Annotated in this window: 14 protein-coding genes; 12 read left to right on the top strand and 2 right to left on the bottom strand. The window is 58.1% G+C overall.

What is annotated here, in order from left to right; translation table 11 throughout:
• The first annotated feature begins 63 nt into the window (after positions 1–63).
• The 5 genes from GOW16_RS10750 (at position 64) to GOW16_RS10730 (ending at position 5462) form a co-directional block, all read left to right on the top strand.
• The gene (locus tag GOW16_RS10750) at positions 64–735 is read left to right on the top strand and encodes a hypothetical protein (RefSeq protein WP_170414474.1); all 672 of its coding nucleotides are present in this window, start codon (positions 64–66) and stop codon (positions 733–735) included.
• Between the two features lie 78 nt (positions 736–813).
• Positions 814–2100 (top strand): outer membrane protein assembly factor BamB family protein, encoded by a 1287-nt coding sequence (locus GOW16_RS10745; RefSeq protein ID WP_438826270.1) that lies wholly within the window; start codon positions 814–816, stop codon positions 2098–2100.
• Positions 2101–2148: 48 nt separating this feature from the next.
• The gene (gene der, locus GOW16_RS10740; RefSeq protein WP_170414469.1) at positions 2149–3612 is read left to right on the top strand and encodes a ribosome biogenesis GTPase Der; all 1464 of its coding nucleotides are present in this window, start codon (positions 2149–2151) and stop codon (positions 3610–3612) included.
• Positions 3613–3775: 163 nt separating this feature from the next.
• The gene (locus tag GOW16_RS10735) at positions 3776–4762 is read left to right on the top strand and encodes a fatty acid desaturase (protein ID WP_170414466.1); all 987 of its coding nucleotides are present in this window, start codon (positions 3776–3778) and stop codon (positions 4760–4762) included.
• 91 nt (positions 4763–4853) lie between these two features.
• On the top strand, positions 4854–5462 hold the full coding sequence (locus tag GOW16_RS10730; protein ID WP_170414463.1) for a helix-hairpin-helix domain-containing protein: 609 nt from the start codon (positions 4854–4856) through the stop codon (positions 5460–5462).
• A gap of 53 nt (positions 5463–5515) precedes the next feature.
• Here the strand turns inward: GOW16_RS10730 and serS are convergent, their stop codons facing one another.
• Both serS and GOW16_RS10720 read right to left on the bottom strand, forming a co-directional pair.
• Positions 5516–6808 carry a serine--tRNA ligase gene (gene serS / locus GOW16_RS10725; protein ID WP_170414460.1) on the bottom strand — a complete coding sequence of 431 codons (1293 nt, stop codon included), beginning with the start codon at positions 6806–6808 and terminating at the stop codon, positions 5516–5518.
• Positions 6809–6880: 72 nt separating this feature from the next.
• Entirely contained in the window at positions 6881–8545 is a 1665-nt protein-coding gene (locus tag GOW16_RS10720) for a mechanosensitive ion channel family protein (RefSeq protein WP_170414458.1), read from the bottom strand.
• A 201-nt stretch (positions 8546–8746) separates the two neighbouring features.
• Here GOW16_RS10720 and yajC point away from each other — a divergent pair, with 201 nt between their 5' ends.
• From yajC to ccmB, 7 genes are all read left to right on the top strand, one after another.
• A complete protein-coding gene (yajC, locus tag GOW16_RS10715) occupies positions 8747–9034 on the top strand; it encodes a preprotein translocase subunit YajC (protein WP_058274044.1) in 288 nt (95 codons plus the stop codon).
• A 33-nt stretch (positions 9035–9067) separates the two neighbouring features.
• Positions 9068–10732, top strand: a complete 1665-nt coding sequence (gene secD, locus GOW16_RS10710) for a protein translocase subunit SecD (RefSeq protein ID WP_170414455.1) — start codon at positions 9068–9070, stop codon at positions 10730–10732.
• A 2-nt stretch (positions 10733–10734) separates the two neighbouring features.
• Entirely contained in the window at positions 10735–11709 is a 975-nt protein-coding gene (gene secF, locus GOW16_RS10705) for a protein translocase subunit SecF (protein ID WP_170414452.1), read from the top strand.
• Positions 11702–12472, top strand: a complete 771-nt coding sequence (locus tag GOW16_RS10700; protein ID WP_170414449.1) for a sulfite exporter TauE/SafE family protein — start codon at positions 11702–11704, stop codon at positions 12470–12472. The genes secF and GOW16_RS10700 overlap by 8 nt, the downstream gene beginning before the upstream one ends.
• Complete coding sequence (locus tag GOW16_RS10695) at positions 12459–12812, top strand: Mth938-like domain-containing protein (protein ID WP_170414446.1); 354 nt, start codon at positions 12459–12461, stop codon at positions 12810–12812. The genes GOW16_RS10700 and GOW16_RS10695 overlap by 14 nt, the downstream gene beginning before the upstream one ends.
• Positions 12813–12959: 147 nt before the next feature.
• On the top strand, positions 12960–13574 hold the full coding sequence (gene ccmA, locus GOW16_RS10690) for a heme ABC exporter ATP-binding protein CcmA (RefSeq protein ID WP_170414444.1): 615 nt from the start codon (positions 12960–12962) through the stop codon (positions 13572–13574).
• Positions 13571–14227, top strand: a complete 657-nt coding sequence (ccmB, locus tag GOW16_RS10685) for a heme exporter protein CcmB (RefSeq protein WP_170414442.1) — start codon at positions 13571–13573, stop codon at positions 14225–14227. The genes ccmA and ccmB overlap by 4 nt, the downstream gene beginning before the upstream one ends.
• Positions 14228–14281 lie beyond the last annotated feature (54 nt).

Genomic DNA, 14281 nt, shown 5'->3' with positions numbered 1-14281 from the left:
TGGCGAATGTGCCGGGGTATGACATGGCGCCATACACCAAGGATGCAGCCCCGGAGGGCAGGGATGAGCGACGTCGACAGTTTTATTGATGAGGTGACCGAAGAGGTTCGCCGAGACCGTCTGTTCCTGCTGCTACGCAGATGGGGTTGGGTCGGCGTGCTTGCAGTTGTCCTGATCGTTGGCGGCGCTGCGTTCAATGAGATTCGCAAGTCGCGGGCAACCAGTCAGGCGCAAGAATTGGGTGACTCGATTCTGGCGGCGCTTTCGCAGAATGAGTCGGGTGACCGGGCAGCCAGCCTTGCCGCCGTCGAAACACAATCGCCGGGTGGGGATGCCGTTCTCAACATGCTGTTGTCGGCCTCTCAGCTTGAGGCCGGATCGGAACAGGATGCGATCGCCAGTCTGAATGCCATTGCGTCCCAGGGCGATCTGCCGGAAATCTACCGCGCTATCGCGGCTTTCAAAGCGCTGCTTCTTCAGACCGACACTCTGCCGGTCGCTGATCGCCGCCTTCAGCTCGAGGCGCTGGCTGCGCCGGGCGCACCGCTGCGGTTGTTGGCCGAGGAACAGTTGGCCCTGATTGATGTGTCCGAGGGCGATGTCGATGCGGCCATCACGCGGCTTCAAGCCTTACGTCAGGATGCAGAGGTTGGCGTGGATTTGCAGCAACGTGCGGCTCAGCTGATCATAGCACTGGGTGGCGAACCAGAGCCATTGGTAGCCCAGCAGGGCTGATCCGGTGGTGGCAAAAAAATTCACAGGCGAGTTCGGAATATCATGGTAGCAAGTCTATTCTCCCGTATTGGATTGCCGATGGCAGCCCTTTCCCTGACCATGGTCGCCGCTTGCCGCGAACCTGAAGTCATTTTGCCGGGGCCGCGTGAAGATATCCGTCCTGCCGCCGATACCGAAACGGTGGAAACTCGCGGATCGAAACCGATCAGCTTGCCGGGGCAAAAAGCCAACGCAAGCTGGCCGCAAAGTGCAGGCACGGCTGCGTTCCGGACAACCAATGCACAGTTGCGAGCTGCGCCGCAGCGTATCTGGTCCACGTCAATTGGGCAGGGTGACTCGCGCAGGCAGCGGATCACGGCCGAACCCGTTGTCGCGGGTGGATTGATCTATACGCTGGATGCGGGGGCAACGGTGTCTGCTGTGTCGCCGCAAGGGCAGGTCGTTTGGGACACCGATCTCATCCCCCCAAATGACGGCGACTCGGATGCCACCGGCGGTGGAATGGCCTATGATAATGGCGTGCTTTATGTATCTTCCGGTTTTGGTCGGTTGACGGCGCTGGATGCCAAAACCGGTGCAGTTCGGTGGCAGAAGAAGCTGAACGCGACGGGCAGCGGAGCACCTTTGGTCAGCAACGGGTTGCTTTATCTGGTGGCCGGTGACGAAACCGGTTGGGCGGTCAATACCAAGGACGGTCGCATAGCCTGGCAAATTCAAGGCACCCCTAGTGTCGGAAACGTTCTTGGCGCGCCCGCACCGGTGATTGCTTCAGATTTTTCCGTCTTCGCATTTGGCTCGGGTGATATTGCGGCGACGTTTCGCCGGGGCGGTATTCGCCGCTGGAATGCGTCAGTGGCCGGGGGGCGTCGCGGACGCGCGGCGGCTCAGATCGTCGATGTAACCGGCGGACCGATGGCAGTCGGCGACACGATTTATATCGGCAACCATTCGGGTCGAACCGTTGCGTTCGATGCCAATTCCGGCGATCGGATCTGGACTGCAGACGAAGGGGCTGTGGATACGGTCTGGGCCGCTGGCAACAGCATTTTCCTGATCAGTGACCGTAGTCAGCTAGTGCGGTTAGACGCGGCCACTGGTGTGATCGTTTGGGCGCAGGACCTGCCGGGATTTGTCAAAGACAAGCCGAACCGCCGTGGCCCGATTTACGCGCATTATGGTCCGATCATGGCGGGTGGGCGCATCGTTGTTACCTCGAATGACGGCTATATTCGGTTCTTCAACCCAGTTGACGGAACACTGGTGAATCGTGTTGAAGTGCCCGGTGGCGCGACGACGGCGCCGGTCGTAGCGGGTCAGACCCTTTACGTCGTGTCGACCAAAGGTGATTTGCACGCTTTCCGTTGACCACAAGATGCGCTAAAGGGCGCGTCTGAGTCTTGAAAGTTGAGTATCATGTCGCTGACCCTCGCCATCGTGGGGCGCCCGAATGTGGGCAAATCCACCCTGTTTAATCGCCTTGTGGGCAAGCGTCTGGCTTTGGTCGACGACCAGCCCGGCGTGACGCGCGACTTGCGCGAAGGCCAAGGGCGCTTGGGTGATCTGCGCTTTACCGTGATCGACACGGCTGGTCTGGAAGATGCGACCGACGACAGCCTTCAGGGCCGAATGCGCCGCCTGACTGAGCGTGCGGTGGACATGGCCGACGTCTGCCTGTTCATGATCGACGCGCGCGTTGGCGTTACTCCGACCGATGAGATGTTTGCCGAGATTCTGCGTAAGCGCTCCAAACACGTGATCCTTGCTGCCAACAAGGCCGAGGGTAATGCGGCGGATGCGGGTGTTCTTGAAGCCTACAATCTAGGGTTGGGTGAGCCGGTGCGTCTTTCGGGCGAACACGGCGAGGGGATGACCGATCTGTATTCCCAGCTGATGCCGTTGGCCGATGCCGCCGAAGAACAGGCGGTCGAGGATGCGCCGGAAACCGATATTGAACTGGATGAGGACGGTGAGGGCGAAACGCCTCTGATCACTGCCGCGAAACCGCTGCAGGTGGCCGTTGTGGGTCGTCCGAACGCTGGTAAATCCACGTTGATCAACAAGATCATTGGCGAAGATCGTCTTCTGACCGGCCCTGAGGCCGGTATTACACGCGATGCTATCAGTTTGCGCGTCGACTGGACCGACCCGGACGGGGATAGCACGCCGATGCGTATCTTTGATACGGCCGGCATGCGCAAAAAAGCCAAGGTGCAGGAGAAGCTTGAGAAGCTTTCGGTCTCGGACGGGCTGCGCGCCGTTAAATTTGCCGAGGTAGTGGTCGTGTTGTTGGACGCAGCCATCCCGTTCGAACAGCAGGACTTGCGTATCGCCGATCTGGCAGAGCGTGAGGGCCGTGCTGTCGTTGTCGCCATCAACAAGTGGGACATCGAAGAAGACAAACAGGAAAAGCTGCGCGACCTGAAAGAGTCGTTCGAACGCCTGCTGCCGCAATTGCGCGGCGCGCCTTTGATTACCGTGTCTGCTAAAACGGGAAGGGGGCTTGAGCGTTTGCGCGCTGCCATCCTGCGTGCCCATGACATTTGGAACCGCCGGGTCCCGACAGCCGCGTTGAACCGCTGGCTGACGGCGATGCTGGAACAGCACCCGCCACCAGCGCCGCAAGGCCGACGGATCAAATTGCGCTATATGACTCAGGCCAAGACACGCCCACCTGGATTCGTGGTCATGTGTTCGCACCCCGACAAGATGCCAGCCAGCTATACACGGTATCTGGTCAATGGCCTGCGCGAAGACTTTGACATGCCCGGTACCCCGATCCGCCTGACATTACGCGGACAGGGGGACAAGAATCCCTACAAGGGACGCCGCAAGAAAAACGCGGGCGCTTTGGCCAAACATCTCAAGGGTCGCGCGTAACTACGCCAATTTTCAGCATTTTCGGCTGAGGGGCGTGACAGCCCGAATTCCCCGCGCTAGCATTCACTAGCGTGCATCTGTTTTGAGCGCGCGTTATTTCACGCGGAGCATCCGCACTAGTTTTTTACAACCATTGGACCTGACCAACGTGGGGAGCGGCTGGATGGATCTGAGGGAATACACACGGCAATACGCGGTTCAGGACAACAGATTGGCCGCGCTAAGCTATTTTGGGACCTTTGCGGTGTATTTTACGTCGCTAGCATTGGCGATCGCCTTTGTGGATCGCTGGTATGTCATGATCCCCGCCGGAATCGTCTTCGCCTTTTCGGCGGTGCGCCTTTACGTGCTTCAGCACGATTGCGGGCATCACTCGCTGTTTGAGACACGTCGCCAAAACGAGTGGGCGGGGCACGGACTTTCGCCGTTCACGTTTGCTCCGTTTGAGGTGATGAAACAGAATCACAACCTGCACCACGCGGGCATCGGCAATCTTGAACATCGCGAGACGGGTGAAATCCATACGATGACCCTGCGGGAATGGAACCAGGCCGATTGGAAAACACGGCTGTTTTACAGGCTTTATCGCAATCCATTCATCCTGGTCCCAATCGGGGCGCTGTTTACCTACTTTATTCGTTACCGGTGGCCTAAGAACACGGTGCGGTTTGGTGTGAAGGGCGTGTTGCTGCACAACCTGTCGATCATCGTCTTTCTTGGCCTGCTGTACTTGATCACGGGGACCACAGGTATTCTGGTCTGGCTTGTGTTTTCACTGCTGGGCGGGATGCTGGGTGTGTTTCTGGTCTATCTCCAACACAATTTCGAGGACACGTACTGGGATGTTCGTCCGGATCTGGACCCGCAACTGGCCGCACTTCAAGGGTCATCGGCGCTGGATTTCGGATGGTGGTTCGACAATGCGGTCGCCTGTATCACCCTGCACGATATCCACCATTTCAATGCGCGCATTCCGTCCTATCGGCTGCGCGCGTGCCATTACAACTTGCCGCCTGAATTCACACCGCGCCGGATCAAGTTCCCCGAAGCAGTCGCGGCCTTGACCCTGAAACTGTGGGATGAAGACGCCAAGCGGCTGGTGCCGTTTCCTCGAAAGGACCACCCAGGCAGCCTTGCCCACAGCAACTGACGCAATTGACCTGCATCTTCGGGTACCGACTTGTGAGAAAGAATTTCTGCTATACATACGAAAATGCAGGGAAAATCGGAAAGGACAAAGAATGACCGCAGTGACCGCAATAAAAGGCGTCGGAGAGGGGCTTGGAAAGTCTTTGGCTGCCAATGGTTTCAAAACCGCCGAGGCCGTTGCCAAGGCAACCCCCGCTGCTCTGATCAAAGTCCCGCGTATCGGTGAAGCCCGTGCAGTTGTTCTGATCGCAGCCGCGAAAGAGGCGACTGCGGCGAAGCCAGCAGCACCAAAACCCGCAGCGGCCAAGCCTGCTGCCAAGCGCACTGCGACAAAACCTGCAACGCGCCGTGCGCCCGCCAGAAAACCCGCGACGCGCCGACCAGCGGCCCGAAAGACCATTGCTGCCGCTGCCGCTGAGAAACGCGCGGAAGAGGCTGCACGCAAAGCGGCCGAGGAGAAAGCCGCTGCTGAAATTGCTGCAGCCAAGGCTAAGAAGAAGGCAAAGGCCAAAGCCAAGGCTGAAAAGGCCGCCAAGAAACTTCAGGAAATGGAAGCCGTGTTCTCGAAAGCCAAGGACAAGGTGAAGGCCAAGGCGAAGAAGGATAAGAAGAAAGACAAAAAGAAAAAAGCCGACAAAGCGGACAAGAAAAAAGACAAAAAGAAAGACAAGAAAAAGGATAAGAAAAAGGCGAAGAAGTAAACTTCTCCGCCTTGCTTGTTCTCAGATCGGCTGCCTACGGGATGCCGGTTATCTTATGCCAGCGTGCCGTCCAGTTGAAGCGTCAGCTTGCCGCCCAGATAGGGAGCGAGAACCTCAGGCAGGGTGACGGTGCCATCTGCGTTCTGGCCGTTTTCCAACACGGCGATCAGGCAACGCCCTACGGCCAGACCCGATCCGTTCAGCGTGTGAACATATTCCGGCTTGCCGCCAGCTTCGGGCCGGAACCGCGCATTCATGCGGCGCGCCTGGAAATCACCACAGGTCGAGACCGAGCTGATCTCTCGATACGTGTCCTGACCCGGAAGCCACGCTTCGATATCAAAGGTCCGTCGTGCACCAAAACCCATGTCGCCGGTGCACAGAACGACGGTGCGATAGGGAATGCCCAGCTTTTCCAAAATGCCCTCGGCACAGCGCAACATGCGTTTCTGTTCGTCATCCGACTTGTCGGGATGCGTGACCGAGACCATCTCGACCTTTTCGAACTGGTGCTGGCGCAACATACCACGCGTGTCCCTGCCAGCCGATCCGGCTTCGGACCGGAAGCACAGCGAATGCGCGGTGTAGCGCCGGGGCAGGTAGCTTTCCTCAATCATCGTGTCGTTGACGATATTGGTCAGCGACACCTCGGAGGTCGGGATCAACCACCAGCCCTCGCGGGTTTGATAGCTGTCCTCGCCGAACTTCGGCAATTGGCCGGTGCCCTGCATCATCTCGGACAGAACCAGAACCGGGCCGTTCACCTCTGTCAGTTCGTTCTCGTTGATATGCGTGTCCAGCATAAATTGCGCCAATGCTCGGTGAATGCGGGCAACTCCGCCGGACAGCAGCACAAAACGCGAGCCGGACAGCTTGGCGGCCGTTTCAAAATCCATGCCGTTTTGAACGGCTTCGATTTCAAAATGTTCTTTGGGTTCAAAGTTGCGCGGGCTGGGAGTGCCCCAGCGGTTGACTTCGACATTATCGTTCTCGTCCGCACCTTCGGGCACATCATCGGCCGGCAGGTTCGCGATACGGATCAACTGATCGGACAGCAGCGCGTCCAGATCCTTGGCCTCATTTTGCATCCGGGCGATCTCGGCTTTTTTCTCAGCCACAAGCGCGCGCAGGCGCTGGAATTCTTCCTCGTCACCACGGGCCTTGGCGGCACCGACTTCTTTGCTGGCCTTGTTCTGTTCCGCTTGAGCTGTCTCTGCAGCCAGAATCTTGGCCCGGCGGCTTTCGTCCAGCCTAAGCAATTCTGACGACACCGGCGCGTCCCCGCGGCGCGCAAGTGCGGCGTCGAAGGCGGCTGGGTTTTCGCGAATGGCGCGGATGTCGTGCATGGTTCAGATCCTTAAATGCGTGAATCACTGAAACCGCTTATGCACCATCTGAAAGGCGGGGTGTAGCGTCCCTTACGACTTATCGGTGTCCTCGTGTGTTTCATGCGCCAGATGGCCATCCCAATGCTCGGCCGGGATCTTTGGTTCCGGCGGATCGGCCATGTAAGAGGGTGTCATGATCTGAACGCCGTTTTCATTGAACACGGCCACGATATTGCGATGCAGGTCCGACCGGATTCTCGGGATTATGCTGCCTCGGGTCGTATAGCCGTTGATCTGGTAGTTGATCGCGTAATCGGCCAAAGCCGTCCACAAAACAAAGGGTTCGGGCTTGGCCTTGATGCCTTTGGTGCGATTGGCGGCCTCGATCAGCATCGCCTCAACCTTTTCGGGCGGTTCTTCATAGCCAATGCCGACCGTAGTGTGCAGCAACAGGCCGCTGCCATCGGTTTTCTTCGAGAAGTTCACCACATCCGAGTTCATCAGCTGCGCATTTGGGATCGAGATCAATTCGTTCTTGATGGATTTCAGATGCGTCTCCATCAGTTTGATCTGAACTACATCGCCGATATGATCGCCGATTTGAATCCGGTCGCCGATCGAGGTCGAGCGACGATAGATCACAAACAGGCCGGCCAGCATATTTGACACGACCGAATTGGCGCCCAGCGACAGCATGGCACCGACCAGGATCGTCAGGCCCTGGAACGCAGCCGAGTCCGATCCGGGGATGTAGGGGACGGCGAAGACCAACGCGATCAGGATCACCACGACACGGGCGATGTTAAAGGTTGGACTTACCCAGTGTTTTTCGAAATCGCCCATGTCAAACGAGCCCGCTTCGACCGCGTCAAAGAACACCCGCATCCCCTTGATGATGTACATCGCCACCCAAGTGATCAAACCCAGCATGATCATATTGGGGATGTAGCTGATAACGCCCTTGAAAATCAGCAGCACCGGCTCAGTCAAATAGGTCAGCAGCAGCTGCGCGAAATAGCGGGTCTCGGCAAAGGCCAGCAGTACAAACGAGAGGTAGTAATAAAAGCCTAGAAAGAAGATGATAAGCAGAACAAAGTTCAGCCCATATCGCACCAGCGCGGCAATCGCCTCGGCCTGAACGCTTTTTGCCGTCGCGGTTTCCACGCCCTTCAGGTGACGCGAGACAAATTTCAGTGTCTTCCGGCGAATCCGACGGTGCAACCATAGGATCGCCACCAAAAATATAATAAATCCGATCGTCCATGCCGCAGCCTCGATCGCACCGGATACGCGCGCCTGTTCAGTGCGGTTGGAGCGGTAGGCTTCGATGGATTGCTTGATCGCGTTCCCGTGTAAAACACTTAGAACGCTCAGCTCCATCTGTTCCAGTTCAGCGTCAGCTTCGGTGACGATCGAAACTCTCTCACCATCGGCGAGTGTCCAGATGCCGAACTCGGTCTCTTCGTATGTGATCTCGACCTTAGGCTTGTCCGAGGCTTCGGCGATTTCGACAATTTTATCCTGAACAGTTTCCGCCCGCTCGGGTGCGGGTAGGGCACTGGATCCACGGACCCTGAACAAGACGTCTCCGTCAACGATGACCGGGGCGACGAAAGCACCCGTTTCCGCACCCTCGGAAGGCGGAGGCTCAGCCGGTGTTTCCTGTGCCAGCGCGGCGTCTGAAAACCACAGGTTCGACACCAATGCCGTCAGGAAATAAACCAGTAAAAGGAAGGGCTTGAATTGCCGTGCCATATGTCCCCCTTGACCCAAACTATACCCGGTTTCTGTGGCGTGCCTAGGACATATATGCAACGTCTGAGATGTTCTTTTAGCACTATGGTCGGGTCCGTCGGGTGCGCAGCGCGGCCTTTGCTTGCAAAGGCGCAATTCAGGGCATAGGTTCTCGCCAAATTTGCGGCGTGCGTCCGCAGCAACAAAACAAAGGAATATCCCATGGAAGGTGGCGCAATCGCCCAGTTTCTCCCGCTGATCCTGATCTTCGCGATCATGTATTTCCTGCTGATCCGTCCGCAGCAGAAAAAGATGAAGCAACATCAGGCCATGGTCGAGGCCGTGCGCCGCGGCGATCAGGTCGTCACGCAGGGTGGCATGATCGGCAAAGTGTCCAAGGTCAAGGAAGGCGACAACGAGATCGAAGTTGAAATCGCCGAAGGTGTGAAGGTTCGTGTGGTCAAATCGACTATCGCGCAGGTTCTGAACAAGACTGAACCGGCGAAATAACTTCGCGCTACAATTCCTTGAAAAGGCAGGGTAATGCTGCAAATTAATACCTGGAAGCGGGTTCTGATCTGGCTGGTCTGCGTGATCGGCCTGATCCTTGCCCTGCCGAATGCGTTTTATACGCGCGTCGAGCAATCCAACGATGCCAAGGCCGCAATCGAGCTTGGCATCGACACCCCCGAAATGCAGGCCGAGGCGGCGCAATGGCCAAACTGGTTGCCGTCGTCGCTGGTTAATCTGGGCCTCGATCTGCGCGGCGGTGCGCATCTGCTGGCCGAAGTGAATGTCGAAGATGTTTACGAATCCCGGATGGAGGCGATGTGGCCGGAAATCCGCGACGCGTTACGGGATGAGCGCTCCACAGTGGGCACGATCCGCAAGCAAGAGTCGGCCCCGGATGAGATTCGCGTGCGTATCAGCCAGCCCGAAGGCATGTCCCGCGCGCTGGAAGTCGTGCGCGGTCTGGCCCGTCAGGTACAGACGCTGACCGGTGTCGGTGCGACTGATATCGAGGCCCGTGCCGAGGGCGATAATACCATCATCGTGCAACTGTCTGACGCTGAAAAGCTGGCCTCTGACGATCGCACGGTGCGACAGGCTCTGGAAATCATCCGCCGCCGGATCGACGAGGTTGGAACTCGGGAACCCACCATTCAGCGTCAAGGCGCGGATCGCATCCTGATACAGGTACCCGGCATCGGCAGCGCCGGAGAGCTGAAAAAGATCATCGGCACCACTGCGCAGTTGACCTTTAACCCGGTTAAAGGGCGGGGCACCAACCCGGATGTAGTTCCGGGGATCGGCGAAGAGGTTATCCCCTCCATCGACGAAACCGGCTTTTTCTACACGGTCGAGTCGGCTCCGGTCGTCACCGGCGAGGAATTGGTGGACGCGCAGCCGTCCTTCGACCAGAACGGCCGCCCTGCAGTCAGCTTCCGGTTCAACACGTCCGGGGCGCGCAAATTCGGCGACTATACGCTAGAGAACATCGGCCAGCCGTTTGCCATCGTTCTGGATGATGAGGTCATCTCGGCCCCGGTCATCCAAAGCCACATTCCCGGCGGCTCGGGCATTATCACCGGTAATTTCACCGTCGAGGAAAGCACCAATCTGGCCGTTCTGTTACGCGCGGGTGCCTTGCCTGCGGGGCTGGAATTCCTCGAAGAACGGACCATCGGCCCCGAGCTGGGTCAGGACAGCATCGACGCCGGTAAGGTCGCAACGATCGTGGCTTTTGTCGCGGTCCTGACCTTTATGGCGCTCAGCTATGGTTTGTTCGGTATTTTTGCCAACATCGCCCTGATCATCAACGTCGGCCTGCTATTTGGCCTGCTGTCCCTGATCGGAGCCACCCTGACACTGCCCGGTATCGCCGGCATCGTGCTGACGGTCGGCATGGCGGTGGATGCTAACGTGCTGATCTTCGAACGGATCCGAGAGGAACTGAAATCCGCCAGAGGCCCGGCACGTGCTATCGAGCTGGGGTATGAAAAGGCGTTGTCGGCCATTCTGGACGCAAACGTGACCACATTCATCACCGCCGTGATCCTGTTTGCAATGGGCAGCGGCCCGGTACGTGGGTTCGCAATTACGTTGGGCCTTGGTATTCTCACCTCGGTCTTCACCGCGATCTTCGTGACGCGCCTGATGATCGTCATCTGGTTCGAACGCCGCCGCCCGAAAACGATTGAGGTGTGATCATGAGACTGAAACTCGTACCCCAGAATACCTCGTTCGATTTCTTCAGCCGCTGGAAGATCTGGCTGGGTATCTCGGCCCTTATGATGATCGTGGCCTTCACGTCCTTCATGTTGCAAGGGCTGAACTTTGGTATCGACTTCCGTGGTGGGACCACTATTCGGACCCAAAGTACCCAAGAGATCGATGTCGGCGTTTATCGCGACGCTCTGGCACCGCTCGAGTTAGGTGACGTCAGTATTACAGAGGTTTTTGACCCAAGTTTTGGTCCGGACGAGAACGTTGCAATGATCCGAATTCAGGCTCAGGAAGACGCTGAAGCCGTGACAGCAGATGTGATCACTCAGGTTGGCGAAGTGTTGGCAGCGGCGGATCCTGGTTTGAAACTGCCTTTTGAAAGCGTGGAATCCGTTGGCCCGAAAGTGTCTGGCGAACTGATCCAGACCGCTGTCATCGCGGTTGCTTTGGCCATCGGGGCGGTGCTCGTCTACATTTGGCTGCGCTTCGAATGGCAGTTCGCTTTGGGCGCGGTGGCCGCGCTGGTACATGACGTGATCCTGACCATCGGGATTTTCTCGGAATTGCAGATCCGCTTCGATCTGGCGATTATCGCTGCGCTTCTGACAATTGTCGGTTATTCGCTGAACGACACAGTGGTCGTCTTTGACCGCGTGCGTGAAAACCTGCGGAAGTACAAGAAAAAAGACCTCAAAGAAGTCCTGAACATCTCGATCAACGAAACCCTCAGCCGGACGGTGATGACGTCTGTTACCACGCTGCTGGCGTTGATTTCGCTCTATGTACTGGGCGGCGACGTGATCCGCGGTTTTGTCTTTGCAATGATCTGGGGCGTGATCGTGGGGACGTATTCCTCGGTCTTTGTCGCCTCAACCATCCTGCTGTGGCTTGGTGTTAAACGCGATTGGTCGAAACCATCCAATAACGCGGGCAACCAGTTCGCAAATGTGGATGCCTGATCTGTTCGGCCAGTCCCCCACGGGGCTGGCCGTTATCACTTTTGCAGCGACGTTGGGCGGGATCGTGCGCGGTTTTTCCGGGTTTGGCACCGCGCTGGTTTTTCTGCCTTTGGCAACCCCGTTCCTCGGTCCGTTTGGGGCGCTGATCGGACTGACGATCATGGATATCTTCGGACCGCTTCCCAACCTGCGACGGGCATGGCGCGCCGTGGATCGTGGTGATCTGGCACGGCTGCTGCTGGGCTGCGCCTTGGTCCTGCCGGTTGGCTTGTGGGTTCTCACACAAGTCGAGCCCGAGGTGTTTCGATACGCGGTCAGCTTCCTGGCGTTGTTCATGCTCGCAATCCTGATCCTGGGATTACGCTACCAAGGCCGCGTGCGGCGCGCGATGGTGACGGCAATCGGTGGCGCTGCGGGCTTTCTCGGCGGCGTTGCGGGGTTGCCCGGACCAGCGGTGATCCTGTTCTACATGTCCCGCCCCCTTCCTGTAGAAGTCATTCGGGCCACGATCCTGCTGTTTCTTTTCGGCTTCGACTTTCTGATCTTCGGCTTCCTGTCCATCCTGGAGCGCGTGACCCTCGACAGTGTCATTCTGGGTCTGGCTCTGTCGGTCCCGAACCTTCTGGGCAATTGGCTGGGCGGCTGGCTGTTCAACCCGGAAAAGGAAAAGCTCTATCGCGCCGCAGCCTATGTGGTTATCGCGCTCGCCGCCTTGTCGGGCTTGCCGCTTTGGGGCATAGAAGACATCCATGCGGTTGAATGAGATAACATATAACGGCGCATCACCTGTTGATGGCTACGGACCCGGCTTTTTCCGTATTGGTGGGCAGGTCTACGAAGGGTCGGTTTTGACCGGCCCCACTGGCACTGCCAGATGGGAAGGGTATGACGATCAATCCCGCTTGCTTGCACTGGCCGGGCAGGTGGATGTCCTGTTGATCGGAACAGGCGCCGACTTGGTCCACATCCCCTCTGACTTTCGTGAAACGCTTGAGAAGGCGGGGCTGGGCGTTGAGATCATGAACTCGCCCGCAGCCTGCCGCACCTATAACGTCTTGCTCTCCGAAGGCCGCCGTATTGCGCTGGCTCTGCTTCCCACGTGATGGGATCCACTTCATCTGGCTGAAAATATCTCGGGGAGCGCGAGGGGCTGGCCCCTCGCTTCGGTACCTATCCAAAAGCGGAACTGTTGTTGCCCTGCGGCAAATCCCGCCTTTTGCCCCTATGCGCAATAAGATAAGCGGGACCGTATGACACTGACCGTAACCGATCTGGCCATCACTCGCGGGGGTATCCCCGTGCTGGAAGGGCTGAACTTTTCGCTTCAAACCGGACAGGCCCTGATCCTGCGCGGACCAAACGGGATCGGCAAAACAACCTTGCTGCGCACACTGGCCGGGTTGCAGCCGGCGTTGAACGGCACCATTGACGGGGCCGAGGATCGGATCGCCTATGCCTCGCATTCCGACGGGCTAAAGCCGACCCTGTCGGTGGTCGAAAACCTGACCTTCTGGGCGTCGGTTTTCGGGACCCATGACATTCAGCCTGCATTGGATGCCTTTGCCCTGAACGAGCTGTCGGACCGCCATGCGGGCAATCTGTCCGCCGGACAGAAACGCCGCCTGGGTCTGGCCCGGATGCTGGTCACCGGACGGCCGATCTGGATGCTGGATGAACCCACCGTGTCGCTGGACAAAAGCGCCGTCCAGATGTTCGCTGATGCGGTCCGTGCGCATTTGGGGCAGGGCGGTTCGGCCCTGATCGCAACTCATATCGACCTGGGCCTGGACGGTGCGGTTTTGGATGTGGGACCGAATAAAGCCAAACCAAAGCCCATCGACGACTTTGACGGAGGCTTCCTGTGATCGCTCTGTTGCTGCGCGACCTGAAACTGGCCTTCCGCGCGGGCGGTGGCTTTGGCCTCGGTCTTGCGTTCTTTCTGATCGTGACCGTTCTGGTGCCGTTTTCCGTCGGCCCGCAATCTTCGCTGCTGTCGACCATTGCGCCGGGTGTGCTTTGGCTGGGCGCGCTTTTGGCCTGCCTGTTATCGCTGGACCGGTTGCTGGCGCTGGATTGGGAAGACGGGTCGCTCGATCTGTTGGCCACAGCGCCCTTGCCGCTTGAGGCGGTCGTGTCGATCAAAGCGCTGGCCCACTGGCTTACAACGGGGTTGCCGTTGGTTCTGGCCGCGCCGTTTCTCGGCGTGTTATTGAACCTACCAGTTCCGGGCTTTTTCTGGCTGGTGATTTCACTGCTAATTGGAACTCCGGCCATGAGTGTGATCGGCACATTCGGCGCAGCCCTGACAGTGGGCCTGAAGCGCGGCGGGCTGCTTCTGTCACTTCTGGTTCTGCCGCTATACGTACCAACGCTGATTTTCGGAGCCGAGGTTGCACGCCGTGGTGCTACAGGGATGGAGACGCAGACCCCACTGTTGATGCTGGCGGGGATCACAGCGGCCACAATCGCCCTGCTGCCCTTTGCCAGCGCGGCTGTTCTACGGATCAACCTTCGGTGACGCAGTCGCAGTTTGACTGATGTCAATTGTGAACGAACACGAGTCGGACTAAAT

The organism is Ruegeria atlantica (genome assembly GCF_013033965.1).
GTDB lineage: Bacteria > Pseudomonadota > Alphaproteobacteria > Rhodobacterales > Rhodobacteraceae > Ruegeria > Ruegeria atlantica_D.
This window is presented reverse-complemented; position numbering and strand designations above follow the sequence as displayed.

Bases quoted from the DNA above. Each gene is read 5' to 3' on its own strand.
- GOW16_RS10750 (WP_170414474.1), top strand. From the start codon at position 64: ATGAGCGACGTCGACAGTTTTATTGATGAGGTGACCGAAGAGGTTCGC.
- GOW16_RS10745 (WP_438826270.1), top strand. From the start codon at position 814: ATGGCAGCCCTTTCCCTGACCATGGTCGCCGCTTGCCGCGAACCTGAA.
- der (WP_170414469.1), top strand. From the start codon at position 2,149: ATGTCGCTGACCCTCGCCATCGTGGGGCGCCCGAATGTGGGCAAATCC.
- GOW16_RS10735 (WP_170414466.1), top strand. From the start codon at position 3,776: ATGGATCTGAGGGAATACACACGGCAATACGCGGTTCAGGACAACAGA.
- GOW16_RS10730 (WP_170414463.1), top strand. From the start codon at position 4,854: ATGACCGCAGTGACCGCAATAAAAGGCGTCGGAGAGGGGCTTGGAAAG.
- serS (WP_170414460.1), bottom strand. From the start codon at position 6,808: ATGCACGACATCCGCGCCATTCGCGAAAACCCAGCCGCCTTCGACGCC.
- GOW16_RS10720 (WP_170414458.1), bottom strand. From the start codon at position 8,545: ATGGCACGGCAATTCAAGCCCTTCCTTTTACTGGTTTATTTCCTGACG.
- yajC (WP_058274044.1), top strand. From the start codon at position 8,747: ATGGAAGGTGGCGCAATCGCCCAGTTTCTCCCGCTGATCCTGATCTTC.
- secD (WP_170414455.1), top strand. From the start codon at position 9,068: ATGCTGCAAATTAATACCTGGAAGCGGGTTCTGATCTGGCTGGTCTGC.
- secF (WP_170414452.1), top strand. From the start codon at position 10,735: ATGAGACTGAAACTCGTACCCCAGAATACCTCGTTCGATTTCTTCAGC.
- GOW16_RS10700 (WP_170414449.1), top strand. From the start codon at position 11,702: ATGCCTGATCTGTTCGGCCAGTCCCCCACGGGGCTGGCCGTTATCACT.
- GOW16_RS10695 (WP_170414446.1), top strand. From the start codon at position 12,459: ATGCGGTTGAATGAGATAACATATAACGGCGCATCACCTGTTGATGGC.
- ccmA (WP_170414444.1), top strand. From the start codon at position 12,960: ATGACACTGACCGTAACCGATCTGGCCATCACTCGCGGGGGTATCCCC.